The sequence below is a fragment of the Streptomyces sp. NPDC048600 genome (assembly GCF_055587025.1).
Window position 1 is genome coordinate 117,308 of sequence record NZ_JBVJGZ010000019.1, and the last position, 25,804, is coordinate 143,111.

The 25,804-nt window shown below is 72.6% G+C and carries 21 protein-coding genes; 8 read left to right on the forward strand and 13 right to left on the reverse strand.

Annotated elements, in window-relative coordinates; translation table 11 throughout:
* Window positions 1-120: 120 nt before the first annotated feature.
* Window positions 121-318 (forward strand): hypothetical protein, encoded by a 198-nt coding sequence (locus ACZ6SQ_RS24765; RefSeq protein WP_356689492.1) that lies wholly within the window; start codon window positions 121-123, stop codon window positions 316-318.
* Between the two features lie 191 nt (window positions 319-509).
* Here ACZ6SQ_RS24765 and ACZ6SQ_RS24770 read toward each other — a convergent pair whose 3' ends face one another.
* Entirely contained in the window at window positions 510-1,922 is a 1,413-nt protein-coding gene (locus tag ACZ6SQ_RS24770) for a DUF2252 domain-containing protein (protein ID WP_469565676.1), read from the reverse strand.
* Window positions 1,923-2,138: 216 nt separating this feature from the next.
* On the opposite strand from ACZ6SQ_RS24770, the gene ACZ6SQ_RS24775 reads away from it, so the two are divergent.
* The 4 genes from ACZ6SQ_RS24775 (at window position 2,139) to ACZ6SQ_RS24790 (ending at window position 5,793) form a co-directional block, all read left to right on the forward strand.
* Window positions 2,139-2,768: an HdeD family acid-resistance protein gene (locus ACZ6SQ_RS24775; RefSeq protein WP_469565678.1), complete on the forward strand. Its 630-nt coding sequence runs from the start codon at window positions 2,139-2,141 to the stop codon at window positions 2,766-2,768.
* A gap of 112 nt (window positions 2,769-2,880) precedes the next feature.
* Window positions 2,881-3,348, forward strand: coding sequence for an SHOCT domain-containing protein (locus ACZ6SQ_RS24780; RefSeq protein WP_469565680.1), 468 nt, complete (start codon window positions 2,881-2,883; stop codon window positions 3,346-3,348).
* 31 nt (window positions 3,349-3,379) lie between these two features.
* Window positions 3,380-3,805, forward strand: a complete 426-nt coding sequence (locus ACZ6SQ_RS24785) for a DUF7144 family membrane protein (RefSeq protein WP_386379996.1) — start codon at window positions 3,380-3,382, stop codon at window positions 3,803-3,805.
* A gap of 143 nt (window positions 3,806-3,948) precedes the next feature.
* Window positions 3,949-5,793, forward strand: a complete 1,845-nt coding sequence (locus ACZ6SQ_RS24790) for a sulfatase (RefSeq protein ID WP_469565682.1) — start codon at window positions 3,949-3,951, stop codon at window positions 5,791-5,793.
* On the opposite strand, the gene ACZ6SQ_RS24795 is transcribed toward ACZ6SQ_RS24790, so the two are convergent.
* Together ACZ6SQ_RS24795 and ACZ6SQ_RS24800 are read right to left on the reverse strand one after the other, a co-directional pair.
* Window positions 5,730-6,566 carry an alpha/beta fold hydrolase gene (locus ACZ6SQ_RS24795; RefSeq protein ID WP_469565684.1) on the reverse strand — a complete coding sequence of 279 codons (837 nt, stop codon included), beginning with the start codon at window positions 6,564-6,566 and terminating at the stop codon, window positions 5,730-5,732. The two genes, ACZ6SQ_RS24790 and ACZ6SQ_RS24795, sit on opposite strands and share 64 nt — an antisense overlap.
* 124 nt (window positions 6,567-6,690) lie before the next feature.
* Complete coding sequence (locus ACZ6SQ_RS24800; protein WP_469565686.1) at window positions 6,691-7,905, reverse strand: esterase/lipase family protein; 1,215 nt, start codon at window positions 7,903-7,905, stop codon at window positions 6,691-6,693.
* A gap of 263 nt (window positions 7,906-8,168) precedes the next feature.
* Between ACZ6SQ_RS24800 and paaK the strand changes: the two genes are divergently transcribed.
* Window positions 8,169-9,464: a phenylacetate--CoA ligase PaaK gene (paaK, locus tag ACZ6SQ_RS24805; protein WP_469565688.1), complete on the forward strand. Its 1,296-nt coding sequence runs from the start codon at window positions 8,169-8,171 to the stop codon at window positions 9,462-9,464.
* Window positions 9,465-9,519: 55 nt separating this feature from the next.
* Here paaK and ACZ6SQ_RS24810 read toward each other — a convergent pair whose 3' ends face one another.
* From ACZ6SQ_RS24810 to ACZ6SQ_RS24835, 6 genes are all read right to left on the reverse strand, one after another.
* Window positions 9,520-11,013: a fatty acyl-CoA synthetase gene (locus ACZ6SQ_RS24810; RefSeq protein ID WP_469565690.1), complete on the reverse strand. Its 1,494-nt coding sequence runs from the start codon at window positions 11,011-11,013 to the stop codon at window positions 9,520-9,522.
* Window positions 11,014-11,590: 577 nt separating this feature from the next.
* Entirely contained in the window at window positions 11,591-13,132 is a 1,542-nt protein-coding gene (locus ACZ6SQ_RS24815) for an acyl-CoA synthetase (protein WP_469565692.1), read from the reverse strand.
* A 61-nt stretch (window positions 13,133-13,193) separates the two neighbouring features.
* A complete protein-coding gene (locus ACZ6SQ_RS24820; protein WP_469565694.1) occupies window positions 13,194-14,303 on the reverse strand; it encodes a nitronate monooxygenase in 1,110 nt (369 codons plus the stop codon).
* Window positions 14,304-14,465: 162 nt separating this feature from the next.
* Window positions 14,466-16,040, reverse strand: a complete 1,575-nt coding sequence (locus ACZ6SQ_RS24825) for a phytoene desaturase family protein (RefSeq protein ID WP_469565695.1) — start codon at window positions 16,038-16,040, stop codon at window positions 14,466-14,468.
* 22 nt (window positions 16,041-16,062) lie between these two features.
* A complete protein-coding gene (locus tag ACZ6SQ_RS24830; RefSeq protein WP_469565697.1) occupies window positions 16,063-16,926 on the reverse strand; it encodes an oxygenase MpaB family protein in 864 nt (287 codons plus the stop codon).
* 10 nt (window positions 16,927-16,936) lie between these two features.
* Window positions 16,937-18,115: an acyl-CoA dehydrogenase family protein gene (locus ACZ6SQ_RS24835; protein ID WP_469565700.1), complete on the reverse strand. Its 1,179-nt coding sequence runs from the start codon at window positions 18,113-18,115 to the stop codon at window positions 16,937-16,939.
* Between the two features lie 180 nt (window positions 18,116-18,295).
* Here ACZ6SQ_RS24835 and ACZ6SQ_RS24840 point away from each other — a divergent pair, with 180 nt between their 5' ends.
* Window positions 18,296-18,661, forward strand: a complete 366-nt coding sequence (locus tag ACZ6SQ_RS24840; protein ID WP_469565704.1) for a DUF6479 family protein — start codon at window positions 18,296-18,298, stop codon at window positions 18,659-18,661.
* Between the two features lie 79 nt (window positions 18,662-18,740).
* Here ACZ6SQ_RS24840 and ACZ6SQ_RS24845 read toward each other — a convergent pair whose 3' ends face one another.
* The 4 genes from ACZ6SQ_RS24845 to ACZ6SQ_RS24860 all read right to left on the reverse strand — a co-directional run bounded on the left by ACZ6SQ_RS24845 (window position 18,741) and on the right by ACZ6SQ_RS24860 (window position 24,081).
* Window positions 18,741-21,110: a glycoside hydrolase family 65 protein gene (locus tag ACZ6SQ_RS24845; RefSeq protein WP_469565706.1), complete on the reverse strand. Its 2,370-nt coding sequence runs from the start codon at window positions 21,108-21,110 to the stop codon at window positions 18,741-18,743.
* Between the two features lie 76 nt (window positions 21,111-21,186).
* Complete coding sequence (locus tag ACZ6SQ_RS24850) at window positions 21,187-21,645, reverse strand: RpiB/LacA/LacB family sugar-phosphate isomerase (RefSeq protein WP_386380009.1); 459 nt, start codon at window positions 21,643-21,645, stop codon at window positions 21,187-21,189.
* Between the two features lie 28 nt (window positions 21,646-21,673).
* Window positions 21,674-23,041: a TerD family protein gene (locus ACZ6SQ_RS24855; RefSeq protein ID WP_469565709.1), complete on the reverse strand. Its 1,368-nt coding sequence runs from the start codon at window positions 23,039-23,041 to the stop codon at window positions 21,674-21,676.
* A gap of 44 nt (window positions 23,042-23,085) precedes the next feature.
* On the reverse strand, window positions 23,086-24,081 hold the full coding sequence (locus ACZ6SQ_RS24860; protein ID WP_469565712.1) for an ATP-grasp domain-containing protein: 996 nt from the start codon (window positions 24,079-24,081) through the stop codon (window positions 23,086-23,088).
* 409 nt (window positions 24,082-24,490) lie between these two features.
* Here ACZ6SQ_RS24860 and ACZ6SQ_RS24865 point away from each other — a divergent pair, with 409 nt between their 5' ends.
* A complete protein-coding gene (locus tag ACZ6SQ_RS24865) occupies window positions 24,491-25,696 on the forward strand; it encodes an MFS transporter (RefSeq protein ID WP_469565714.1) in 1,206 nt (401 codons plus the stop codon).
* The last annotated feature ends 108 nt before the right edge of the window (window positions 25,697-25,804 follow it).

Below are 25,804 nucleotides of genomic sequence, written 5' to 3' on the forward strand. Positions count from 1 at the left end.
GCCTGACGCCGTTGCCGCTGGTTCACCTGTTCGGGGTGAGGCCGGACGGGTGAACGGGAGGGACGATCTCAGTGCGGGGTCCACTCCGCCCGCCCCACGCCACCCGCGGGAGGGCCGCTCATGCGCTACGAGATCCGCGTCGACGGGCTCATGTCGGAAACGATGACCAAGGCGTTCCCGGAACTGGAGCACGTGGTCATGTCCGGCCAGACCGTCCTGTTCGGCCCGGTCATCGACGAGGCCCAGCTGTACGGACTGCTGGCCCGCTGCCAGTCGCTGGGACTGCGGGTGGTGGAGATGCGGCGGGTGCCGGAGTGAGCGTCGCGGGGTGACAAGTGAGGTGCCCGGTACCGGAGTTCGGTACCGGGCACCTGGCCCGATCTGTGTACCGGGCAGCCGGCCCGGTCTGCGTTCGGGGCAGCTCGCCCGATCTGTGCGGCCCCCCGCCTCATGCCCCGCTCACAGCATCGACGTCCCGCTCTGCCCCGCTCACAGCATCGATGTCCCGCTCAGAGCATCGTCCGCGCCGTCACCCGCCCCGAGCGCACGGCCTCGCCGAGCGCCTCGAAGTCCCGCTCGTTCTGGTCGGCGTACGCCTGCGCGAACTCGGCGAGCGCGTGCTCGAAATGCTCGCCGCCGCCGAGGTACGCGGCGATGGCGACGGGGTCGCCGGAGCGCGCGTGGGCGCGGGCCAGGCTGGCGCCGCACACCTGGGCGAACAGCCGCAGCATGTCCGGACCCATGGTCTCGGGCCGGGCGATGCCCTTCCAGTCGCGCAGCTGGCGCACGTAGAAGTCGCGGCCCTGTCCGTCCAGGCCCGTCACATGCGTCCAGCCCAGGAAGATGTCACTGGTCGTCTGGATGAGCCGCTGCCCGCTGACGACCCGGCGGCCCTGGTTGTCGTACGGCTCGCCGCCGGTGTACGGGGCGAGCACCGACGTCTGCGCCTCCTTGGCCTGGAGCAGCAGCGGGTCCTCGTCGTCGCGGCCGAGCAGGAGCATGATCCAGCAGCGGGTGCCGACGCTGCCGACACCGACGACCTTGCGGGCCAGGTCCACCATCCGGAAGTGGCTGAGCAGATGCCTGCGTTCGGAGGACAGGGTCTCCGCGTAGCTCTCCACGACCGCTGTGAGCTCCTTCTCGACGCCGGCCGCCTCCGGGGAGTCGGCCGCCACGTCGGCGAGCGGGGTGATGAGCGGCGGGTCCGGGGCGATCCGGCGGCCTTCGGGAGTGTTCGTGGTCAGCTTCTCGAAAGCCTCCATCTGGGTCCGGCTGCGGGCCTTGGCCGTGGCGCGTGCGGTGCGCCGTCGCTCCTCCTTGTCCATCTCGGACGCCATCAGCTTGCGCAACTGGTCGGCCTCGTCGAGGGCGTACCAGATGTCGAGGGTGCGCATCCCGGCGAACTCCCGCATCCGCTCGCGGTAGGAGCGCGCGGCCTCCCGGGCCGTGGCCTTCTGCACGTCGGCCGGGAACTCGTTGGCGCGGGAGGCGATGACGAAGCTGGCGGCCAGGCGCTTGACGTCCCATTCGAAGGGGCCGGCCAGGGTCTCGTCGAAGTCGTTGATGTCGAACACCAGACGCCGCTCGGGCGAGGCGAGCAGCCGGAAGTTGAGCAGGTGGGCGTCTCCGCACAGCTGCACCGTCAGCCCGGAGTGCGGGGCGGGACCGAGGTCGGCGGCCATGATGGCGGCCGCGCCCCGGTAGAAGCGGAACGGCGATTCCATCATGCGGCCGTACCGGATGGGCACCAGGTCCTGCACGCGGGTCGCCGACTGCCTCTCGATGATGTCGATGGGGTCCGGCCGTCCGGCCGGATCGAACCGTGCCTGGTCCGCGCGGGAGACCCGGGTACGGGCGTTCCGGCCGGCGTCGGCCCGCTCCGCAGGCGTCGGGGTGGGGGTGAGCGCGCTCTCTGCCGTCATGTCCGGTCTCCTTCTCCCGCCCCCTGCCTGAGATCCGTGCGCCCCATGGCGGGCGACGGTCCGTGTCCACCCTCACCGGCGCCGTTCGCGCCCGGATCACCCGCCGTGGGTGATCCGGGCGTCCGGACGGGGCGGCACTGTGGGCCGGGTGGGTTCTCCGCAGCCCGTCCCGCCGGCTGTCCGCCGGCACTCCTGTCGATCCGCCGAGGAGGAGCCATGACCGAATCGCGCACATCGGCACAGCCGGCGTCAGGAGCGGGGCCCGGCGGGACGGGCGAGACCGAACAGGCGCTGGCGGAGCTCGGCCGCTCCTGGACCTGGCTGCTCGCCTCGGCGTTCGCCACCCTGATCCCCGGCATCCTGCTGCTGGTCTGGCCGGACGTGACGCTGCACGTGGTGGCTGTCCTCATCGGGCTGTATCTGCTCGTGGGCGGTGTCTTCCGCTTCGTGGCGGTGTTCGCCCAGGAGCGCGGCGACCGGCTCACCGGGCTGCTGCTCTCGGTGCTGTTCGTGCTGGCCGGGGTGCTGTGTCTGCGCAATCCGCTGCAGACCATCGCCGCGCTGTCGGTGATCGTCGGCGTGGTGTGGCTGGTGTCCGGGATGCTGACCGCCTACGCGGCGATCGCCACGAAGAGTCTTCCGCACCGCGGCTTCGTCTTCGGCGCGGCCCTGCTCGGCATCGTCGCGGGCATCGTGGTGCTCGCCCTGCCGAGCGAGTCCGCCGTGGCCCTGACCCGGCTGCTGGGCCTGTGGATGGTGCTGATGGGCGTGGTCGAGGGCGCCGTCGCCTTCGCCTGGCGCTCCGCGCTGCGCCGCGCGGGCATCCCCGGGCATCCGGCCCCCTGACGGGTTCGCCCCGCGATCACCCGATTCGGGTGAGGACGGCGGGTGCCGGGCCGGGCACGCTGAGAGTGCAGTCAACGGCCACCGGTGAGCGGGGCCGGGACGGAGGCAGAAGATGAGCACTGCGACCTACCTCGCGTACGACTACCCACTGCTGAGCATGTTCTGGACCATGCTGTGGTTCTTCCTGTGGATCCTCTGGTTCATCCTGCTCTTCCGGATCATCGTCGACATCTTCCGTGACGACGCTCTGAGCGGCTGGGCCAAGGCGGGCTGGCTGGTGTTCGTGATCCTGCTGCCCTTCCTCGGCGTCTTCGTCTACGTGATCGCCCGGGGCAAGAACATGGGACGCAGGGAGATCGCCCAGGCGCGTGAGCAGCAGCAGCAGTTCGACGACTACGTCAGGGAGACCGCCGGCGGGGGACAGAAGTCCAGCGCCGACGAGCTGAAGAAGCTGGCGCAGCTGCGTGCCGACGGCCACATCTCCGAGGACGAGTACCGCCGCGCCAAGGAACTGGTCCTGTCCGACTACGGACCGGCGGGCGCCAAGCACGAACCCACTGCCCCGGCCACCGGCGCCTGAGCCCGGCGACCGCAGGGAGAGGAGCACCCACATGACCACGTCCGCGACCGGCACCGGCCGGCCCTCGTCGGCGAAGCAGAGCTGGGCCGAGGGACTGACGGTCTTCGCCGCGGTGATGCTGATGATCGAGGGAATCCTCGACATCATGCGCGGCATCATGGCGATCGCCAACGACGACGTCTTCCTCACCACCCCGAACTACGTGTTCGAGTTCGACCTGACCGCCTGGGGCTGGATCCACCTGATCCTCGGTGTGCTGGCCCTGCTCGTGGCGTACGGCCTGTTCACGGGGGCGACCTGGTCGCGGGTGGCCGGCGTGGTGATCGCCTCGCTCGTCATCATCGCCAACTTCCTGTCCCTGCCCTACTACCCGGTGTGGTCGATCGTGGTCATCGCACTCTCCGCACTGGTGATCTGGGCCCTGTGCGTGAAGCGCACCGGAACGGCCGCCCACTGAGCCGACACGCATCGCGCGGAGTTCCGCCCGATGCGGTGGGACACCTCTCTCGCGCGTAGTGTGCGTGCGGCCCGCCCTCGTCTGAACGGAAGGCGACGGCGGGCCGTACGCATGTCTACGGGCCAGGTACGGGAGGACCACGGGTGTCGCAGGTCGCGGGACAGCCTACGGACACGAAGGCGGAGGGGGCTCAGGAGGCGGAGCGGGAACAGGCCGATCCCGACGCCGCGCGCAAGCAGGCCGAGCGGGAACCGGACGTCGAAGGGGAACAGCCGGCCGAGACGCCCCCGTCACCCGGATGGCGGCAGCGGTATCCGCGCACGGTCCGGGCCGCCGCGCTCACCGCCTCCGTCCTGGCCGTGGCCCTCCCGCTGTGCGCCCTGCTGCTGCCCAACCGCCTGGAACGGCTGTCGTTCTGGGCGTTCCTGCGCATCCCCGGCGAGGGTGTCCTGCTGGCCGGGCTGTTGCTCGTCCTGCCGCCCAGGCCCCGGCGGTTCGTGGCGGCGGGCGCCGGGGCGCTCCTCGGTCTGGTCACCGTACTGAAGTGCCTGGACATGGGCTTCTACCAGGTGCTGGCCCGCCCCTTCGACCTGGTGCTGGACTGGATCCTGCTGGACGACGCCGCGGAGTTCGTCCGCGAGTCGTTCGGGCGGACCGGGCAAGTGGTCGCCGTGGGCGGGGCGTCGGCGCTGCTGCTCGTGGTGATCGCGCTGATGACCCTGTCGACGATGCGGCTCGCGCGGCTGCTGGACCGTCACCGTCCGGTGGCGGCGCGCACGACCATGGTCCTCGGCACCGCGTGGATCGTCTGCGTGACCTTCGCCGTGCCGGGCATCGGCGCCCCACTGGCGACCAGGGGAACCTCCGAATTCCTCGGCAACCGCGTGGAGATGGTGCGCGCGGGCATCGCGGACGCCGAGGTCTTCGAGAAGGAGGCGGCGGTCGACGCCTTCGCCGCCACCCCGCCGGACCGGCTGCTGACCGGGCTGCGCGGCAAGGACGTGCTGTTCACCTTCGTCGAGAGCTACGGCAGGACCGCCGTCGAGGACCCCGACATGGCCGCGCGGGTCGGCGCGGTGCTGGCCGACGGCACCGCGTCGCTGAAGGCGGCCGGGTTCGAGGCGCGCAGCGGCTGGCTGCGCTCCCCGGTGACGGGCGCGGGCAGCTGGCTGGCGCACTCCACCTTCCTGTCCGGACTGTGGATCAAGAACCAGCAGCGCTACCGCAGTCTGACCACGAGCGACCGGATGACCCTCACCGGCTACTTCCGCAAGGCGGGCGCGTGGCGCACGGTGGGCATCGTGCCGGGGGTGCGCCGCGCCTGGCCCGAGGGCCGGTACTTCGGCCTGGACCACATCTACGACTCGGAGCGACTCGGCTACCAGGGACCGTACTTCAGCTGGTCGCCGGTCCCGGACCAGTTCAGCATGGAGGCCTTCGAGCGCCTGGAGCACGGCCGGGCGGACCGTGGGCCGCTGATGGCCGAGATCATCCTCGCCTCCAGCCACAACCCCTGGGCGCCGGTCCCGCGCATGATCGACTGGGAGGACCTGGGCGACGGCTCGGTGTTCCACGGCATCGCGGAGGAGGGCAAGGACCCCGAGGAGGTCTGGCGGGACCCCGACAGCGTGCGCACCGAGTACCGGCGGGCCATCGAGTACTCGCTGCGCAGCCTGACCGGCTGGCTGGAGCGCTACGGCGACGACGACACGGTCCTGGTCTTCCTGGGCGACCACCAGCCGGTGCCGACGGTGACGGCCGGCAGCACCAGCCGGGACGTCCCGGTCACGATCGTCGCCCGCGACCCGGAGGTGCTGGACCGGATCGCCGACTGGGACTGGTCGCCGGGCCTCAAGCCCGCGCGGACGGCCCCGGTGTGGGACATGGACCTCTTCCGCGACCGCTTCATGACGGCCTACGGCGATCAGGCCGCGAAGAAGCCCGCGACCCGGTCGGCGAACCGCTCCGGGTCGTCCAGCCAGGGGTAGTGGCCCGCGCCGGACTGCACCACGAGCTCGGCGTGCGGGAAGACCTCGGCCGCCCGCCGGGCGAGCTCCGGCCGCGGCCCGCCGTCGGCGCCGCCCGCGTACACGAGCACGGGCGCGGTGAGGGCGGCGAGCGCGGCCAGGGTGGTGGGCGGGTCGTAGGCCCCGGCGGAGCCGTAGCGGTCGCAGGCCTCCTCGTTGGTCTGCTCCACCTCGCCCGCGGCGTGCGCGGCGGCGCCGGCGTCCCAGCGGCCGTAGAAGAAGGGCAGCAGGGCGTCGTCGAAGTCGCCGCCGGAGAGCCACTTCTCGTAGGCCGGGAAGGCGTCCGCGAACCAGGGCTCGTGCGCCCGCTGCCGGGCGGCGGCGAGCCGGTGCGCGGGGGTGGCGGGCATGCCGAGGGCCCAGGGCGTGGCGGTGATCAGCGCGAGCCGCCGCACCCGGGCCGGATACCGGGCGGCGTAGAGCATCGCAAGGCTGCCGCCCGCCGAGTGCGCGAGCAGGTCCATCCGTTCCAGCCCGAGGTGGACCCGCAGCGCCTCCACGTCGTCCACCAGCCGGTCGCAGCGGTACGTCGCCGGGTCCGCGGGTACCTCGGAGTCGCCGGTGCCGCGCAGGTCGAGCCGGGCCAGCGGGCGCCGCGCGGCCAGTCCGCCCAGGTCGCCGAGGTAGGCCGAGGCCCGCATCGGCCCGCCGGGCAGAACGACCACGGGCTCACCACTCCCCCCGAGCGAGTGGTGGGCCAGGACGGTTCCGTCGTACGCGGCGAAGGTCGGCATGCGGCCGATCCTGTCCCCTTGACGGCGTGGACGACAACGGAGTTTCGGCGGGCCGGAACCCCGTCGCACCGGCGGGACGCCGGCCCGGGAAGGGCGCGGACGTCCCGTCGGCGGGACGCGCGGATCAGTCGGGCAGCCGGTCCAGGACCCACTCGCCGATCTCGGGCGTCATGATCGCGTGCGGGTCGTTGTTCTCGGAGAGCAGGAAGTCGTCGAGGTCGGACTGGTCCGGGGGCAGCCGGTCGATGTCGGCGTACAGGTCGTCCTGCCGGTCCAGGTCACGGACGGAGACCGCGCTGACGGACGGCACGAAGCAGACGGAACGGCGGGCCAGGTCGATGTTCTCGCCGATGGCGGTGAGGGTGTCGCCGACGATGCCGAACGACTCGAGGGTGCCGCCGGGCGCGCCGTCCAGCTCCGGGAAGCCGCGCGTGGCGATCGGGTGGGGGCCGCCGAGGATGCCGTTCAGCACGGCCACCTCCGCCGGGTCGCCCTTCGCCTGGGCCAGGAAGTACGTCCCGTCGAAGAGCGGACCCGAGCAGCTCAGGGCCTTCTCCCCGGCACGGACGCCGTTGCCCACGCCGTCGCCGCGTCCGCTGGAGACGCCGAGCAGACGCGGGATGCGCGGCCAGGAACCGACCCGCTCGAGCGCCTCCAGGAACTCGGTCCGCATCGGGCTCTGGCACGGTGTGCCGTCCACGCCGTCCAGGTACTGCCAGAGCATCTGCTGCGCGGCCGGACTGCCGATCTGGCGCAGATAGGTGTCGTCGGCCGGGGCGAGGTAGTGCGCGAACGCCTGGAGGCCGACGGGCACCCACGCCCCGCGGTGCGGGGTGTCGAACGAGACGTAGACGCCGACGCGATGGTCCATGCGCTGCATCTCCATCTTGGCCAGCGCGTACCGGGCGACCATGCCACCCATGCTGAAGCCGCCGACCGCCATCCGTGCGTCGCCGAGCTGCTCCGCGATCGTCCGCATGAGCGCGGCGGTCATCGTCTCGGCGTTGCGCAGGATCGACTCGCTGCGCTCGTCGAAGCCGACGAGGACCAGCGTCCGGCCGCGGGCGCGGAGCCGGCTGACGAACGGGAACCGGCCGTTCTCCAGGCCGTCGTAGAGCTGGTCGAAGTCGGTCGGGCCGAGGTTGAACCCGTCGGCCAGGACGACCGGGCGCATCACTCCCTGTTGGCCCTGTCCGTAGTACACGCGCGCGCTGCCGCCCGGCAGCTGCCACGTCTCGTCGGCCTGGGGCGCGGCGGGTACCGCCGGTGCGGCCAGCGGGGTCACGAGTCCCATCGACGCGGCCGCCTTTCTGGCCTTGTCGATCTTGCTGTCTGCCATGTACGTCCCTTTCGGCGCTGACGGCAATTGCTTCACGGCACCTTTCGCCGGGCACATCCCGATTTACTCATGCATGAGGCATATTTCACCGGACGGGATGATCACCGGTCAGCGCGTTGACGCCCCCGCGGGCCGCGACACCGGCGAGGAATCCCGGGCCACCCCCTTGCCAGGCACCCCGGGCGACTGGATAACTGATCCCTGACACCACGACCGAATGATCGGTCGCCCGAATTGGCACGGTTGGTGAGAGAGGCGGTCCCATGGCGGACACGACGGAGCTGCTGGACGCGGGCGAGCGCCTGGACAGGGACGAGCTGCGCGCCCTGCAACTGGACCGGCTGCGCGCCTCGCTCCGTCACGCGTACGCGAACGTGCCCTTCCACCGCGAGGCCTTCGACAAGGCGGGAGTCCGTCCCGAGGACTGCCACACCCTCGCCGACCTGGCCCGCTTCCCCTTCACCACCAAGGCGGACCTGCGCGAGAACTACCCGTACGGAATGTTCGCCGTGCCCCGCGAACGCGTCCGCCGGCTGCACGCCTCCAGCGGCACGACCGGCCGTCCGACCGTGGTCGGCTACACCGACGACGATCTGTCCATGTGGTCCGACATGGTGGCCCGTTCACTGCGCGCGGCCGGCGCCCGCCCCGGCGACACGGTCCATGTCGCCTACGGCTACGGCCTGTTCACCGGCGGCCTCGGCGCGCACTACGGCGCCGAGCGCCTCGGCTGCACGGTCGTCCCGGCCTCCGGCGGCATGACCTCCCGTCAGGTCCAGCTGATCCAGGACCTGAAGCCGCGGATCATCATGGTCACACCGTCCTACATGCTGACCCTTCTGGACGAGTTCGAGCGGCAGGGCGTGGACCCGCGCGGCACCTCGCTGGAGGTCGGCGTCTTCGGGGCCGAGCCGTGGACCGAGGCGATGCGGGAGGAGATCGAGGAGCGGTTCGGGATCGACGCGGTCGACATATACGGCCTGTCGGAGGTGATCGGCCCGGGTGTCTCCCAGGAGTGCGTGGAGACCAAGGACGGCCTGCACATCTGGGAGGACCACTTCTACCCCGAGGTCGTCGACCCCCTCACCGGCGAGGTGCTCCCCGAGGGCGAGGAGGGCGAGCTGGTCTTCACCTCGCTCACCAAGCAGGCCATGCCGGTCGTCCGCTACCGCACCCGCGACCTGACCCGGCTGCTGCCCGGCACGGCCCGGGTGTTCCGGCGGATGAGCAAGGTGACCGGGCGCAGCGACGACATGATCATCCTGCGCGGGGTGAACCTCTTCCCGACCCAGGTCGAGGAGATCCTGCTGCGCACCCCCGCCGTCGCCCCGCACTTCCAGCTCCGGCTCACCCGCGAGGGCCGGCTGGACGCCCTGACGGTCAAGGCGGAGGCCCGCGCCGACGCCACGGCCGAGGCCAGGCAGGCGGCCGCCCGGTCGGTCGCGGCCGCGGTGAAGGACGGCATCGGGGTCTCGGCCGGGGTGGAGATCGTCGACCCCGGGACGCTGGAGCGCTCGGTGGGCAAGATCCGCCGGATCGTGGACGAGCGCCCGCGCTGAGCCGCCGCGGGCCGGTCCTGGGGAGCCCTCCCCCGGTTTGTGCCGGGACCGTCGGTCAGCCCAGCCGGTCCCGCAGCTCCCGCTTGAGGATCTTGCCGCTGGCGTTGCGCGGCAGCGCGTCGACGAACACCAGCCGCTTGGGCACCTTGAACGCGGGGAGCCGTTCCCGGACGTGGGCGAGCAGTTCCTCCTCGCCGACCTCGTCCCGGGCGACCACCACCGCGGTGATCGCCTCGATCCACTTGGGGTCGGGCAGGCCGATCACGGCCACCTCGCCGACCGCCTCATGGGCGTAGAGGGCGTCCTCCACCTGCCGGGAAGCGACCAGGACGCCACCGGAGTTGATGACGTCCTTCACCCGGTCGACGATCGTCAGATAGCCGTCGGCGTCCCGGACGGCGAGGTCGCCGGAGCGGAACCAGCCGTCGCGGAAGGCCGCTTCGGTCTCCTCGGGCTTGTCCCAGTACCCCTCGCACAGCTGCGGTGAGCGGTAGACGATCTCACCGGGGGTGTCGTCGGGGACGTCCTTGCCGTCCTCGTCGACCACCCGCGCGTCGACGAACAGCACCGTGCGGCCGCAGGAGGCGGGGCGGCCGTCGTGCTCGTCGGGGCCGAGCACCGTGGCCAGGGGGCCGATCTCGCTCTGCCCGAAGCAGTTGTAGAAGGCCAGCCGGGGCAGCCGCTCGCGCAGCCGGGCCAGCACCGGGACCGGCATGATCGAGGCGCCGTAGTACGCCTTGCGCAGGCCGTCGAGGTCGCGGGTGGCGAAGTCGGGGCGGTGGGACAGTCCGATCCATACCGTCGGCGGGGCGAACAGACTGTCCACACGGCCGGACTCGACGAGGTCGAACAGCACGTCGCCGTCGGGGGCGTCGAGAATGACGTTCGTCGCGCCGACGGCGAGATACGGCAGCAGGAACACATGCATCTGGGCCGAGTGGTAGAGCGGCAGCGCGTGCGCCGGGCGGTCCCCCGCGCTCAGGTCCAGCGCCGTGATCGCGCTCAAGTACTCGTGCACCAGCGCCCGGTGGGTCATCATCGCGCCCTTGGGCAGCGCGGTCGTGCCCGAGGTGTACAGCAGCTGCACCAGATCCTCGGTGCGCGGCTCGGGCCCGTCGTACGGCGGTGTCTGCCGCAGCCGCGCGAGCAGCGAGTCGTCCGCGTCCCGCAGCGGCAACGACCTTACGCCTGCGGGGAGTCGGCTCGCGAGGTCCGGGTCTGTGAGGACCAGCGTGCTGCCCGACTGCTCGATCAGGTACGTCAGGTCGTCGCCGGTGAGGTTCTGGTTGACCGGGACGTGCACCAGGCCCGCGCGGGCGCAGGCGAGGAAGGCGATGAGGTAGACGTCGGAGTTGTGGCCGTAGGCGGCGACCCGGTCCCCCGGTGCGAGGCCCTCGGCCCGTAGGGCGGAGGCCGCGCGCGACACCGCGTCGTCGAGTTCCTCGTACGTCCAGGTGCGGTCGTGGTACGTCAGCGCGCGGCGGGCGGGGGTGCGGCGGGCGGTTCGTCGCAGCACGCCGTCGACCGTGCTGCCGTGTCCTGGCGTCATGCCACATCCTCGGCCGGGCGGCCGCGCAGGGTCAAGCACCCTCCCCCGGGCCGTGCAACGCCGCGGCTCTCCGCCGTTCCGCCTGCCACCCCAACAGCCCCTCCCTCAACGGGGTTGCCACCCACGCCCCCACGCAGCACGACTCCGAGCCACGTCATCCACACCCTTTCGCGCAGTTCCCCGCGCCCCCTAAGGACTTCGACTGCGCGTTTGTTCGTGGCCGTTCGCGCAGTTCCCCGCGCCCCTTCTGGACTTCGGCTGCGGGCCGTCCGTAGCCGATCGCGCAGTTCCCCGCGCCCCTTGAGGACTTCGGCTGCGGGCCGGTTGTGGCTGATCGCGCAGTTCCCCGCGCCCCTGAGGGGGGGTGGTCTGGGGGGTTGATCATGGGCTGATCAGCGGGGTCCAGCGCCCCTCAAAGGCCTGGATGCTTGGGGTGTTCGGGCTTGGGGTGGTGTTCTTCATGTCTCTGCAAGGCAGCCGTGCAACACCCCAGGGGCGCGGGGAACTGCGCGAGCGGCCATCGGGCACCCGCACACGGCGACGTGCATCAGCCGGCCACGAGCTGTCCGACTCGTATTCAGGCCCGTTCGGACCAGTACGGGTCCCGGAGGCGGCGTTTGTAGAGTTTGCCGTTGGGGTCGCGGGGCATGCGGGCGACGAAGTCCACACTGCGGGGACGCTTGTAGCCGGCCAGAAGCCGCCCACAGTGTTCGAGAAGCTCCGCGGCGAGCGCGGACCCGGCCTTCCGGCCCGGGGCGGGTTCGACGACGGCCTTGACCTGCTCGCCCCACTCGTCGTGCGGCACACCGAAGACCGCGGCGTCGGCGACAGCCGGATGGGCGAGCAGCGCGGACTCGATCTCCGCGGGGTAGATGTTGACCCCACCCGAGATGATCATGTCGATCTTGCGGTCGCGCAGGAAGAGATAGCCGTCCTCGTCGAGATGGCCGAGGTCACCGACCGTGAAGAAGTCGCCGACCCGGTTGCGGCGCGTCTTGTCCTCGTCCTTGTGATAGGCGAAGCCACCCGTGGTCATCTTCATGTAGACCGTGCCGAGTTGCCCCGGCGGCAGAGCCTTCCCGTCGTCGTCGAGGACCGCGAGCTCGCTGATCGGCCAGGCCCGGCCGACCGTGCCGGGCTTCTTCAGCCAGTCCTCGGCGGTCGCGAAGGCACCACCGCCCTCGCTGGCCGCGTAGTACTCCTCCACACAGGTCCCCCACCACTCGATCATGGCCCGTTTCACATGGTCGGGGCAGGGCGCGGCGCCATGGACCGCGTGTCGCATGGAGGAGACGTCGTAGCGGCGGCGGACCTCCTCCGGGAGGGTCAGCAGACGGTGGAACTGTGTCGGGACCATGTGCGTGTGGGTGCACCGGTGGGCGTCGATCAGCCGCAGCATCTCCTCGGGCGTCCACTTGTCCATCAGCACCAGTTGATGGCCGATGTGCAGCGAGGCGCCGGCGAACTGGAGCACGGCCGTGTGGTAGAGCGGCGAGCAGACCAGATGGACGTTGTCGTCGTACGGCCGAATGCCGAAGATGCCGAGGAAGCCGCCGAGGTAGGCCTCCTCGGGCGGCTTTCCGGGCAGCGGGCGGCGGATGCCTCGGGGGCGTCCGGTGGTGCCGGACGTGTAGTTCATGACCCAGCCGAGCGTGCGGTCGCCGGGGACCGACTCCGGCTGCCCGTCGAGGAGTTCGGGATAGGGCCGGAAGCCCTCGGCGCTGCCGACGGCGTAGCGGCGGGCGCCCGGGAGCCCCGCCTCGTCGGCCGCGTCGCGGGCGGCCCCGGCGAACCGCTCGTGCGCGATCAGCACCTTGGCGCCGGAGTCGGCGACGATCCAGGCGATCTCGGGACCCACCAGGTGGTGGTTGACGGGCACGAGATAGAACCCGGCCTGCTGGGAGGCCAGATAGGCGGTGAGGAACTCCGGGCCGTTCGGCAGTACGACGGCGAAGGCGTCCCCGCGCTCGAGGCCCGCGGCGCGCAGGCCGTGGACGAGGCGGTTGGCGGCGCCGTGCAGTTCTCCGGCGGTCCATGGCGTGCCGTCGGCGGCGACGAGGACGGTGCGGTCGGGCTCGGCGGTGGCCTGGGCCCAGAATCCGGCGGGAGGTGTGCTCATGGGCGGCCGCTCCTTCCGGCGGGTGACGAGGTGGGGGCGAGTCCGGCGCGCGGTGTGCCCGTCATCGGCCGTTCCTCCCCGCGATGCGGTTGACACGGTCCACGGCCCGTTCGAAGCCGCGGGTGAGGTCGTCGAAGACCTCCTGGACGCTGCGTTCGCTGTTCATGCGGCCGACGATCTGGCCGACGGGTGTGCCGAGCAGCGGTTCGACCTCGTGCTTCTGGATGCGGGACACGGCCTCGGCGACGAGGAGTCCCTGGAGGGGCATCGGGAGCGGGCCGGGCCCGGCGGGGTCGTCCCAGGCCTCGGTCCAGGCGGTGCGCAGCTGGCGGGCGGGCTTCCCGGTCAGCGCGCGGGAGCGGACGGTGTCGCCGGAGCCGGCCGCGAGCAGTTTGCGGGTGAGGACGGGCGAGCGCAGCCCGGCCTCGGTGGTGGTCAGCCACAGGGAACCCAGCCACACGCCCTGGGCGCCGAGCGCGAGGGCCGCGGCGACCTGCTGCCCGCTGCCGATGCCGCCCGCGGCGAGGACGGGCAGCGGGGCGACGGCCTCGACGACCTCGGGGGTGAGCACCATGGAGGCGATCTCGCCGGTGTGGCCGCCGGCCTCGTACCCCTGGGCCACGACGACGTCGATGCCCGCGTCGCGGTGCTTGAGGGCGTGCCGGGCGCTGCCGGCGAGGGCGGCGACCAGTACGCCCCGCTCCTGGGCGCGGGTGACCACGTCGGCCGGGGGCGAGCCGAGGGCGTTGGCGAGCAGCCGGATCGGGTAGTCGAAGGCGACGTCGAGCTGGGTGCGGGCGACCTGTTCCATCCAGCCGGTGATCCGCCAGCCGGAGGCCTCGCCCTCGGCGAGCCCGGGCACCCCGTACCGGGCGAGGGTGTCGCGCACGAACGCGCGGTGCCCCTCGGGGATCATCGCCTCCACGTCGGCCTCGGTGACGCCCTCGACCTTGCTGGCGGGCATGACGACGTCCAGGCCGTACGGCCGTCCGTCCACGTGCGCCTCGATCCAGTCGAGGTCGCGCTTGAGGTCGTCGGGGGCGGTGTACCGCACCGCGCCGAGCACGCCGAACCCGCCCGCCCGGCTGATGGCCGCGGCGACCGCGGGGAACGGCGTGAAGCCGAAGACAGCGTGCTCGACGCCCAGTTGCCGGCTCAGCTCCGTCTGCATGGGCGCAGGATGCCCGAGTCCCCCGGATGACGGAAGAGGTTCTCTGACACATCGTCAGATTCGTGGACGGGAGCCTGCCGCCGAGCGCGGTCGCACGGCAGGACGGACCCCGGACACCGCGGATACCCCAGCCCCCGGACGGACCCAGGGCCCGGGCAGACGCTAAGGCGCGGTCTCCAGCACCGCCATCGCCGCGTTGTGCCCCGGCACCCCGCTCACGCCGCCCCCGCGCACCGCGCCCGCCCCGCACAGCAGGACGTTGGCGTGCGGGGTCTCCACGCCCCAGCGGCCTGTCCCGTCCTGCGCGTAGGGCCAGGACAGCTCCCGGTGGAAGATGTTGCCGCCGGGCAGCCGCAGGTCGCGTTCCAGGTCGAGCGGGGTCTTCGCCTCGATGCAGGGGCGGCCGTCGGTGTCGGTGGCCAGACAGTCGGCGAGGGGCTCGGCGAGATGGGCGTCGAGCTGGGCGAGGGTGAGTTTGAGCAGTTCCTCGCGGACGCCGTCGTTGTCCCGGTCGAACAGCCGGGCCGGGGTGTGCAGCCCGAACAGGGTGAGCGTCTGATAGCCCTGCTCGACGAGGTCGGGGCCGAGGATCGTCGGGTCGGTCAGGGAGTGGCAGTAGATCTCCGAGGGCGGCGCGGCGGGCAGCTCGCCGGCGGCGGCCTGGCGGTGGGCCTCGGCCAGCTGCTCGTAGCCCTCGGCGATGTGGAAGGTTCCGGAGAACGCCTCACGCGGGTCGACCGCGGCGTCCCGCAGCCTCGGCAGCCGCTTGAGCAGCATGTTCACCTTGAGCTGTGCGCCCTCGGCCGGGGCGGGCGGCTCGGCGCCGGTCAGCGCGGCCAGCGCCTGCGGGGAGGCGTTGACCAGCACGTGCCGGGCGCCGACGACGCCCTCGCCGTCGGCCGTGCGGTAGGTGACCTCCGCCGTACGGCCGTCCGTGTCGATGCGGACCGCCTCGTGGCCGGTGGCGATGACGGCACCGGCCTCGCGCGCGGCAGAGGCGAGCGCGTCGGTCAGCGCGCCCATGCCGCCCACGGGCACGTCCCAGTCGCCGGTGCCGCCGCCGATGACGTGGTAGAGGAAGCAGCGGTTCTGGGCCAGCGAGGGGTCGTGGGCGTCGGCGAAGGTGCCGATGAGGGCGTCGGTGAGGACCACGCCGCGGACCAGGTCGTCGGCGAAGCGGTCCTCCACGGCGACCCCGATCGGCTCCTCGAACAGGGTCCGCCAGGCCTCCTCGTCGCCGACCCGGTGGCGCAGTTCCTCCCGGGTGGGCAGCGGTTCGGTGAGGGTGGGGAACACACTGCGGGCGACCCGGCCGGTCATGTCGTAGAACCGCTGCCAGGACGCGTACTCGCGCTCGCCGCCGGTGAGCCGGGCGAAGGCCTCGCGGGTGCGCTGTTCGCCGCCGCCGACGAGGAGTCCGGTGGGACGGCCGTCGCGCTCGGCCGGGGTGTACGAGGAGATGGTGCGCGAACGGACGGCGAAGCGCAGGCCGAGGTCGCCGACGATCTTCTCGGGGAGCAGGCTGACCAGGTAGGAGTAGCGCGACAGCCGGGCGTCGACGCCCGCGAAGGGGCGGGTGGACACGGCCGCGCCGCCGGTGTGGCCGAGCCGTTCCAGGACCAGCACGGAGCGGCCGGCGCGGGCCAGGTAGGCGGCGGCGACCAGGCCGTTGTGGCCGCCTCCGACGATCACGGCGTCGTAGGAGCGGGCTGCGGGGGCTTCCTCGGGTGCGGACATGGTTCTTCGTAACACGAGGTGATCACCGGCGGCCAGAGGGCGGTTTCCGCCGCGGCCGGCTCCCGGGTCCGAGCCGGGCCATGGCCCGCAGGATGTGCTGGGGCGGCAGCTGCCACCGCAGTCGCGCCGGGATCAGCCGCAGAAGCAGCCCGGCCGCGCGCAGCCCGCGGGTGACGGCGACGGGCTTCGGGGCGGGCCTGCCGTACAGCTCGTGGGCGTGGGCGGGGAGCGAGGCGTAGGCCAGGCGCGCGACCGGCCGCCACAGCAGGGCGCGCAGCGGCAGCAGCAGGGGATGGACGGGCGGGCCGCGCAGGAAGTCGTCCACCTCCACCGCCTCGGCCCCGGCGGCGAGTTGGGGCCGTACCCGGGCGAAGTAGGCGGCCAGCTCCGCCCGGTCGGCGGGGACGGTCGCGGGGTCGAGGCCCACCAGGCGGGCGCTGACGAGGTGTTCGCGGACGTAGCGGTCGGCCTCGGCGTCGGTGAGCGGGTAGCCGGAGCGGCGCAGCACGTGCAGATAGGAGTCGATCTCGGCGCAGTGCACCCAGAGCAGCAGTTCGGGTTCGTCGATGCCGTACGACTCCCCGGTGGCGGGGTCGGTCGCGGTGAGCCGGGCGTGGATGCCCCGGACCCGGGAGCCGGCCCGCTCGGCGGCCTCGGTGGTGCCGTAGGTCGTCGTGCCGACGTAGCTCGCGGTGCGCAGCAGCCGGCCCCAGGCGTCACGCCGGAAGTCGCTGTTCTGGGTGACCCCGCGCACCGCGCGCGGATGCAGGGCCTGGAGGTAGAGCGCCCGGACCCCGGCGATCCACATGATCGGGTCGCCGTGGCACTGCCAGGTGACCGACTCGGGACCGAACAGTCCCGGGTCTCCCGTGCGCGTGTCCGCCATGGACAGCAGGTTATCGCCGCACCTTCGGCATGCCGAGGCCGATCCAGGAGATGATCTCGCGCTGGATCTCGTTGTTGCCGCCGCCGAAGGTGAAGATGACGGCGGAGCGGTAGCCGCGTTCGAGTTCGCCGCGCAGGACCGCGCCCGCGGAGCCCTCCTTGAGCGCGCCGGGGGCGGCGGTGACCTCCAGGAGCCAGGCGTAGGCGTCGCGGCGGGCCTCGGAGCCGTAGACCTTGACGGCGGAGGCGTCCTGGGGGGTGAGGGTGCCGTTCTGGAGGGCGCCGACCATCTGCCAGTTGAGGAGCCGGAGTGCCTCCAGCCGGACGTGCGTCCGGGCCAGGCTGCGGCACACCCAGGGCAGGTCGAGGACCCGGCGGCCGTCGGCGAGCTTGGTCTGCGCGGCCCAGTTCCGGACGTCGTGCAGGGCGCGGACGGCCATGGTGCCGTGGGCGGCGAGGGTGACGCGCTCGTGGTTGAGCTGGTTGGTGATGAGCCGCCAGCCCTGGTTCTCGGCGCCGACGCGGCGGTCGGCGGGGACGCGGATGTTCTCGTAGTGGCTGGCGGTGGTGTCGTGTCCGGCGAGGGTGTTGATGAGGGTGCAGGAGTAGCCGGGGTCGGTGGTCGGCACCAGGAGCATGGTGATGCCCCGGTGGGCGGGGGCGTCGGGGTCGGTGCGCACGGCGAGCCAGACCCAGTCGGCGGTGTCGCCGTTGGTGGTCCAGATCTTGTGGCCGTCGACGATGTAGTCGTCGCCCTCCCGCACGGCCCGGGTCTTCAGGGCGGCGAGGTCGGTGCCCGCGTCGGGTTCGCTGTAGCCGATGGCGAAGTCGATCTCGCCGGAGAGGATGCGCGGCAGGAAGTACGCCTTCTGCTCGTCGGTGCCGTAGCGCATGATCGTCGGGCCGACGGTGTTCAGGGCCATCAGCGGCAGGGGCACTCCGGCCTGGGCGGCCTCGTCGAAGAAGACGAACTGTTCGGTCGGGGTCAGGCCGCGGCCGCCGTACTCCGTGGGCCATCCGACGCCGAGCCAGCCGTCGGCTCCGAGGCGGCGGATCGTCTCGCGGTAGAAGCGCTTCTGGGCGGCCGGGTCGGCGTGCCGGGCGTAGGCGTTGTCCGGTACCAACTCGGCGAAGTACGCGCGCAGTTCGCTGCGCAGCCGGAGCTGCTCGGGGGTGTGGTCGAGATGCACGGCGTCTCCAGTCTCGCGCTGGGCCGGTCCTGACGGCGCACACCGTAGAACGTGTTCCAGAAATTGGGAACGCCCGCGCCGTGAACACCTCCCGTGACCATGCGGACACCCATGGTCATTTGCCGTCCGCCGTCCCTCCAGGGGGTGTTCGGTGCCTGATACGCGGGTATTTTGGCTGGTATGAGTACCGCTTCGATGCAGCTGGCCGATGCGAGCGGTCTCCTCAGTCTGGGGATGTTCGGTGTCGGCATCGTCCTTCTGGCCGTGCTGGCCGGCAGCTTCTGGCTGGGCAACCGCATCCGCAGCGAAGAGCCACCCCGGCCGAAGCCGGAGGAACAGCCTCATCTGCCGGAGGGCGGCCCGGTCCACGAGATCCGTGAGAACCGCGAACCCGAGGAGATCCCGAAGACCCCCAAGGGCGAACGGCCCCTCACCCCGTACGAGCTGTCCAACTCGCAGACCCGGGCCAGTGCCAAGAAGGAACGACCACGGTGGAGCAAGGGCAGCAGCGGCTCCTTCGGCGGAGGAGGACTCGGGGCCCACTGAGCCGCCCCCGGCACACCCGGTATCCGTCACCACCCACCCCGACCGGCGCCCGGCCGGCGCGGTCCCGTCCCGCAGGGGTTCAGTCGGGCAGCGTCAGCTGCACCGTCTCCCCCGGTTCGAGGCGGACCTCGCGGCCGGGCAGCCGTACGTCCACGGGTCCGGCGTCGGAGTGCGGCACGGTGATCTCCAGCCGGCCGTGCCGCAGCCGCAGATGGATGCCCCAGTGGCGGCGGTGGCGCAGGGAGAAGCCGTAGCTGGACAGCTCCGGCAGCGGGACGGGGTCCAGATGCAGGGCGCCGTCGCGGGCCTCAAGACCGGTCAGACCGCGCTGGACGAGGTCCAGGGTGCCGGCCATGGCGCCCAGGTGGATGCCCTCGCCGGTGGTGCCGCCCTGGACGTCGGCGATGTCGCCGCGCAGGGCCTCCTGGCAGAACTCCCAGGCCTCCGCGCGCCGGTCGCGGGCCAGCACCCAGCCGTGCACCAGGCCGCTGAGCGTGGAGCCGTGGCTGGTGCGGTGCAGATAGTGGTCGACCGTGCGCCGCCAGATGTCGTCGTCCAGCAGCACACCGAGCCGGGAGAACAGGCCCTTCAGCGCGGACGGCCGGAACAGATAGCCGAGCATCAGCACATCGGCCTGCTTGGAGGCCCGGTAGCGGTTGACCGTGTCGCCCTCGGCCTCCAGGATGCGGTCTAGGCGCCGGATGTCGTCGTAGCGGGCCCGGTAGCCGCTCCAGTCCAGCTCGGCCAGCTCGCCGTAGCCGTCGAACTGGCTGATGACGCCCTCGTGGAAGGGCACGTACAGGGTGCGCGACACCTCCTCCCACAGCTCCAGCTCACCCTCGTCCAGGCCGGTGCGCTCGCCCAGTTCGCGGCGCCGCGGCTCGGGCAGGCCGCTCAGCACGTCCAGGGTGCGGGCCAGCACCCAGGCGGCGGTGACGTTCGTGTACGCGTTGTCGTCCAGGCCGGGCTCGGCGGCGTCGGGGTAGGCGTCGTGGTACTCGTCGGGTCCCATCACCCGCCGGATGCGGTGCCGGCCGAGGTCTTCGTCCCAGACGGCCGCGTCCGCCCAGAAACGGGCGATCTGGAGCAGCATCTCGGCGCCCTTGGTGTGCAGGAACTCCACGTCCCCGCTGGCGTCGCAGTACCTGAGCACGTTGTAGGCGATGGCCGAGCCGACGTGGTACTGCAACCGGGAGCGGTCCGGCAGCCAGCGGCCCGAGCGCGGGTTGAGATGCACCCGCTGGGTCTCCTCGCGGCCGTCGCTGCCGCTCTGCCACGGGTACATCGCGCCCCGCCGCCCGGCGTCCCGGGCCGCGGTGCAGGCCTGCTCCAGACGCCGGTGCCGGTAGCGCAGCAGGGCGCGGGCCACCTCGGGAAAGTGCAGGTCCAGATACGGCAGCACGAACAGCTCGTCCCAGAAGACATGGCCGCGGTAGGCCTCGCCGTGCAGTCCGCGCGCGGGTACGCCGACGTCCAGGTCGGCGGTGTGCGGGGACAGCGTCTGGAGCACATGGAACATGTGCAGCCGCAGGATGCGCCCGGCCTCACCGGGCACCTCCAGGTCGGCCCGGCGCCACAGCTGGGCCCACGCCGTGCGGTGCGAGTCGAGCAGCGCGTCGAAGTCCGCGGCCCGCTCGACCCGGGCGACCGCCGCGAACAGCGGGTCGCTGATGGCCGGGTCGTGGGAGGTGTGCAGGGCGACGATCTTGTCGACGGTGGCGGTGTGCCCCGGCCGCAGGGTCAGGCGCGTGCACTGGACGGTGCGTGAACGGGTGTGCCGTACGGCGACGGGCTCCGCGCAGTCGAGCCGGGCGGCCATGCCGATGCGGATGTCGGAGGTACGCGTGCGGCAGCGCAGCCACGCCGTGTCGGCGTCGGCGGTGCCGGTGTGCACATGGGTGAGGTGGTGGCCGTCCAGATCCCGGTAGCGGGTCACTCCCGCGTTGCTCACCCCGCCGTCCAGCGCCGCCTCGACCTCCAGCTCCCCGGTGTGGCCGTGCGCGGTGAACTCGGTGCGCAGCGCGGCCAGATGCGGGTCGGCCATGTGTGCCAGCCGCAGCTGCCGCACCCACAGGGTGCCGCCCTCCGCCAGCGCGTAGCGGGTACGGCGCTCCAGCACACCGTCGGTGAGGTGCAGCACCTGCGCGTGGTCGAGCACCTCGGCGGTGTCCGGGGTCAGCCAGGCCCCGCCATGGGTGCGGAAACGCAGCGGCAGCCAGTTGGGGACGTTGACCATGTCCTCGTTCTCGACCGCCCGGCCCGACACGTGCGAGACCAGCCGGTTGTAGCAGCCCGCCACATAGGTGCCCGGGTAGTGCACGTCGTCGGCCGCGCACTCGGGCAGCGCGCCGCGGGTCGCGAAGTAGCCGTTGCCGAGTGTGCACAGCGACTCGCGCAGCCGCTCGTCGGCGGGCTCGTAGCCCTCGTACTCCCAGGTCCAGCCCGTCACCGCGCCTCCTTGTCGGCGGCCGTCCTACGGTCTTGAGCCCCCCGGCGTCGTACGGTCCTGCCCTCGGGGTGCCCGGTCAGCCGGGTGTCGCCCGGGCGGCGTCCAGGCCGGCGACCCTGGCCATGTTCTCCCGGTCCTCGGCGTCCTCGCTGGGCGAGGCGGCGAACCAGGCGTCGAGGATCTCCTTCAGCAGGGGTTCCGAGGTCAGCCGCAGGCTGAGGGCGAGGACGTTGGCGTCGTTCCAGCGGCGGGCGCCGTCCGCGGTGCCGGCGTCCGTGCACAGGGCCGCGCGGACCCCGGGCACCTTGTTCGCCGCGATCGACGCCCCGGTGCCGGTCCAGCAGCAGACCACCGCCTGGTCGGCGCCGCCCTCGGCGACCTCGAGGGCGGCGGCCGCGGAGCACACCGCCCACCGAGGGTCGTCGCCCGCGCGCAGGGCCCCGTGCTCGCTGACGTCGTGGCCGCGCTCGCGCAGTTCCACGACGAGCCGCCGGGCAACGGGTTCGTCCATGTCGGACGAGACGGAGATCCGCATGCTTGGGAGCGTACCGGTGGCCCCGGGCTCAGCGCCGCTTGAACTCCACCGGGCCGGCGTTCATCTCGACGGCCCCGTCGGGGTGCAGCACGGGGCGGCGCTCGGTCATCCGGCCGCTGTACGCCTCGACGTGCCGGATGGCGGCGCCGTCGGGGTCGGTGAAGTCGACCAGGGCGATGGCCACCCAGTAGCGGGTCTTGGTGTTCTCGAACAGCGGCACGGTGACCGTGGAGCCCCGTCCGTCGGTGACGACGACCTTGGCGCCGAAGCTGCGGAAGGACCCGAAGCCGTTGCTGACGGCGGAGTACGCGCACAGCAGGACGTAGCCCTGCCGGTCGGGGCGGACGATCCGCACGGTCTCCTTGCCGGGGACCCTGGCGTCGCCGTCCAGCTGGATGTGGGGCGCCTGCTTCAGCGCGCCCTTCTGGTTGTAGTAGACGACGTCGGCGCCCTTGCCCTTCTTCGCCGTGCCCCTGGCCGGGGCCGGGGAGCCCGTCGCGGGCAGTGGCTCGCCCTCCGGCCTGTGGCCGGACTTCACGACGGTTCCGGGGGTCCTGGCACCGCGCAGGGCCTTGTGGGCGGGCACGAACAGGGCGTACAGGTCGAGGTCGGCGCCCCGGCGGCGGCGTTCGTCACTGCCTCCGTCCCATTCCAGGGTGGCCGTGACGACGAGTTCCTGGTCCTGCTTGTCGAGGCTGATGGTGGCCTGGCTGCCCTTGTCGAGGCTGACGGTGCCGAGCGGGGGTTTGCGCAGGCTCATGGGGGCGGACGGGGGCTGGGCGGGCCGGGGAGGCTGTGCCGCGGTGTCGCGCGGCCCGCTCGCGTCCTCGGGCCCGGCCACGACTGCGCCCTCACCCTCGCCCTCGCTCCCGTCGCCGTCCTCGGCGACGTCGATGCCGAAGTCGGTGGCGAGGCCCGCCAGGCCGTCGGCGTAGCCCTGGCCGATGGCGCGCAGCTTCCAGCCGGGGCCGCGCCGGTACAGCTCCATCAGCAGTACGGCGCGCTCGCCGTCAAGGAGGGGCGGCGGCCGGAAGTCGACGGGTTCGGCGCCGTCCTGACGGGCCCGGACGAGCACGTCACGGACGGCGGAGAAGGTGCGCGAGGTGTCGTCGGGGTCGCAGCTTCCGACGAGCACGACCCGGTCGACGTCGGCGGGCAGCGCGCCGGGGCGCACCTCGACGCGCTCGGGCCCGGTGGCGTCGGCGGGCAGATGGCGCACGGCCCCGGACTCGGCCTCGGGCTGGTTGTAGAAGACCAGGTCGTCGTCGGAGCGGACCCTGCCGTCCGCGGTGACCAGCAGCGCGCTGAGGTCCACCTGCTCACCTTCGGCGTGCAGTTCCGCCGTGACCGGATCTTCCCCTACCGCCGTGTTGCCGCCCTTGCCGAGCTCCGGCACGCCGCCCACCCCCTGTGGTTCCCCGTCGACTTCCGGCCACGATGTCATATCGGGTCGGGATTCGGGGAAGCGTCGCACAGCGGCGCGGGCCGGGCCGCCCCACCGTCGCGCCGGGCGTGGGCGTCCAGGTGGGCCTGGATGTACGGCACGGCCACGGTGTGGAGTTCGCCGTCGACGAAGGCGGGCTGGACATTGACCTCGAAGACGACCCCGCCGTTCTCCACGGCCAGGTCGACCCCGGCGAAGGGCAGTCCGACCGACGCGGTCGCGGCGACGGCCAGCTCGGTCAGCCGGGGGGCGAGATCGGGCGGGGCGATGGGCACGGGGACGGCGCCCTGACAGGTGTTGCAGGGGGTGTCGGGCGAGGACTGGATGTGCTCGCGGGCGTGCACGACCTCGCCGTGCAGCACGAACACCCGGAACTGGTGGCGGGCGCCGCCGGTGGTGATGTTCCCCGCGTCGCGGGACAGCAGCCAGTCGGTGCCCCGCAGGGCGTAGTGGTCGGCGGCCCGGCGCAGGGATTCCGGGCCGGTGACGTGGAAGGTGTCGTCGCCGCCGGTGCCGACGACGGGCCGGGCCCAGGCGTCGCCGCCGAGCTTGTCCAGGGCCGCGGCCGCCTCCTCGTGAGCGGGGCCGGACAGCAGGAGCGTCTCCATGTGGCCGACGCCGTCCCGCCGGAGGCGTTCGACGGTGAGGTGCTTCTCGGTCGCCGCCCGCCAGGCGTCGGGCCGGGACGCGAGCGTGACCGGGCCGTACCGGTCCAGCAGCAGCTGGAGCGGGGCGAGCGCGCTCCTGCGGTGCGGCGGGATCTCGTAGAGGACGACGATGTCGGGCACCAGGTCCAGCTCCTCCCCGGGCAGGACCAGGCGCAGGCCGTCCGGGTCCGGCACCGCGCGGCCGAAGCCGCCCGGGACGAACTGCCGGGAGTCGACGCGGACCGGCGGGGCGCCGGTGAGCAGGTCCACCGCCTGCGCGAGGACGTCCGCGCAGCCTTCGGTGGACGTGGGGTCGGCGATCAGGGCGATGCACGGTCGGGACACAGGGCCTCCAGCGGTCGGCGACGCGCCGGACCGCGCCGGGCGGCGCGGTCCGGACGTCTCACGGGTGGTACCTGTCACGCGCGTGGTCAGCGGCACATGCCCTCGGCCGGACCGCTCCCGGCCCGCGCGGTGGTGCCGCGGCCGGACGGCGGCCCGGGCCGGCCGGTGACCGAAGGGTGAGCGTCGCCCTGCCGACGGGGCTCAGGGCGACGGAAAGCCACACTGTAGGCGCCGCCTCGCGACCGGGGCAGGGCGCATACGCCCCCATGTTCCGCTCCCGGCTCTGCGCCGTCCGCCCCGTCCGTGCGCCGAGCGGTTTCAGGCCCCGGCCCGCTCGGGCCCGCGACGGCCGGGCCGGGCGTCCGGCAACCGGGCGGCACGCCAAGGTTCCTGGCGATACGGTCGTCGCATGAACGGTGATCTTCGGGGCTGGCGCCCGTGCCTGCTCGCCGGGGCGGTGTTCGCCGTCTGCATGGCCGGCACGACGCTGCCGACGCCTCTCTACGGGCTCTACCAGGAGAAGTTCGACTTCTCCGAGCTCACCGTCACCGTCGTGTACGCCGTCTACGCCCTCGGGGTCATCGGTGTGCTGCTGCTCGCGGGCAACGCCTCGGACGCCGTGGGCAGACGGCCGGTTCTGCTGTGGGGCCTGGGCTTCGCCGCGGTGAGCGCCGTCTGCTTCCTGAGCGCGAGCGCGCTGGGCTGGCTGTACGCGGGCCGGCTGATGTCGGGCCTGTCGGCCGGCCTGTTCACCGGGGCGGCCTCGGCGTACGTGATGGAACTGGCCCCGCGCGGCGGCTCCTCACGGGCCACCCTCGTGGCGACCGCCGCCAACATGGGCGGGCTGGGCTGCGGTCCGCTGCTCGCGGGGGTGCTCTCGCAGTACGCCGACTGGCCTCTGTATCTGCCGTTCGCCGTGCATCTCGCCCTGGTGGCCCTCTCGGCGCTGGTCCTGGTGCGGCTGCCCGAGACCGTGCGGGAGCGGCGCCCGCTGAGCACCGTACGGCCGCAGAAGCCGGAGCTGCCGCCGAGCGTGCGGCCCGTCTTCGCGCCGGCGGCGGTGGCCTCCTTCGTGGGCTTCGCCCTGTTCGGGGTGTTCACCTCCGTCAGTCCGTCCTTCCTCTCGCAGTCGCTCGACGTGCACAACCGCGCGGTGAGCGGGCTGGTCGTCGCGCTGGCCTTCTTCGCCTCGACGGCCGGGCAGTCGGTGGTCGGCCGGGTCGGGGTGAGCCGTTCGCTGCCGCTGGGCTGTGTCGCGCTCCTCGGCGGGCTGGCCCTGCTGGCCGCGGCGCTGCACTGGGACCTGCTGCCGCTGGTGGTGCTGAGCGCGCTGGTCGGCGGCGCCGGGCAGGGGATGTCGTTCCGCGGCGCGATGGCGGCGGTGGCGCGGGCGGCCGGGTCCGAGCACCGGGCCGCCGTCATCTCGGCCCTGTTCGTGGTGGCGTACACCGGCATCTCGCTGCCGGTCATCGGCGTGGGCCTGCTGGTGGGACCGATCGGCCTGGAGGGCGCGGGTCTGGTCTTCATCGCCTGCATGGCCCTGCTGGTGACGGGCGCGAGCGTGTATCTGCTGCGGCGGCCGGTGCCGGCTCCGGAGGCCGGCGTGGCGCGCTAGGTCCTGTCGTCGGCGGATTCCCGTCCGCCCCGCGCCGCCTGGCGTGACATCCACGTGACCTTCTTCCCCGCAAGGCAGATACTGACCGGCAGGGCTCACCAGGAGGTA

What these genes read in the sequence shown, in the direction of transcription:
- ACZ6SQ_RS24765 (WP_356689492.1), top strand. Translation starts at nt 121, where the DNA reads ATGCGCTACGAGATCCGCGTCGACGGGCTCATGTCGGAAACGATGACC.
- ACZ6SQ_RS24770 (WP_469565676.1), bottom strand. Translation starts at nt 1,922, where the DNA reads ATGACGGCAGAGAGCGCGCTCACCCCCACCCCGACGCCTGCGGAGCGG.
- ACZ6SQ_RS24775 (WP_469565678.1), top strand. Translation starts at nt 2,139, where the DNA reads ATGACCGAATCGCGCACATCGGCACAGCCGGCGTCAGGAGCGGGGCCC.
- ACZ6SQ_RS24780 (WP_469565680.1), top strand. Translation starts at nt 2,881, where the DNA reads ATGAGCACTGCGACCTACCTCGCGTACGACTACCCACTGCTGAGCATG.
- ACZ6SQ_RS24785 (WP_386379996.1), top strand. Translation starts at nt 3,380, where the DNA reads ATGACCACGTCCGCGACCGGCACCGGCCGGCCCTCGTCGGCGAAGCAG.
- ACZ6SQ_RS24795 (WP_469565684.1), bottom strand. Translation starts at nt 6,566, where the DNA reads ATGCCGACCTTCGCCGCGTACGACGGAACCGTCCTGGCCCACCACTCG.
- ACZ6SQ_RS24800 (WP_469565686.1), bottom strand. Translation starts at nt 7,905, where the DNA reads ATGGCAGACAGCAAGATCGACAAGGCCAGAAAGGCGGCCGCGTCGATG.
- paaK (WP_469565688.1), top strand. Translation starts at nt 8,169, where the DNA reads ATGGCGGACACGACGGAGCTGCTGGACGCGGGCGAGCGCCTGGACAGG.
- ACZ6SQ_RS24810 (WP_469565690.1), bottom strand. Translation starts at nt 11,013, where the DNA reads ATGACGCCAGGACACGGCAGCACGGTCGACGGCGTGCTGCGACGAACC.
- ACZ6SQ_RS24815 (WP_469565692.1), bottom strand. Translation starts at nt 13,132, where the DNA reads ATGAGCACACCTCCCGCCGGATTCTGGGCCCAGGCCACCGCCGAGCCC.
- ACZ6SQ_RS24820 (WP_469565694.1), bottom strand. Translation starts at nt 14,303, where the DNA reads ATGCAGACGGAGCTGAGCCGGCAACTGGGCGTCGAGCACGCTGTCTTC.
- ACZ6SQ_RS24825 (WP_469565695.1), bottom strand. Translation starts at nt 16,040, where the DNA reads ATGTCCGCACCCGAGGAAGCCCCCGCAGCCCGCTCCTACGACGCCGTG.
- ACZ6SQ_RS24830 (WP_469565697.1), bottom strand. Translation starts at nt 16,926, where the DNA reads ATGGCGGACACGCGCACGGGAGACCCGGGACTGTTCGGTCCCGAGTCG.
- ACZ6SQ_RS24840 (WP_469565704.1), top strand. Translation starts at nt 18,296, where the DNA reads ATGAGTACCGCTTCGATGCAGCTGGCCGATGCGAGCGGTCTCCTCAGT.
- ACZ6SQ_RS24850 (WP_386380009.1), bottom strand. Translation starts at nt 21,645, where the DNA reads ATGCGGATCTCCGTCTCGTCCGACATGGACGAACCCGTTGCCCGGCGG.
- ACZ6SQ_RS24865 (WP_469565714.1), top strand. Translation starts at nt 24,491, where the DNA reads ATGAACGGTGATCTTCGGGGCTGGCGCCCGTGCCTGCTCGCCGGGGCG.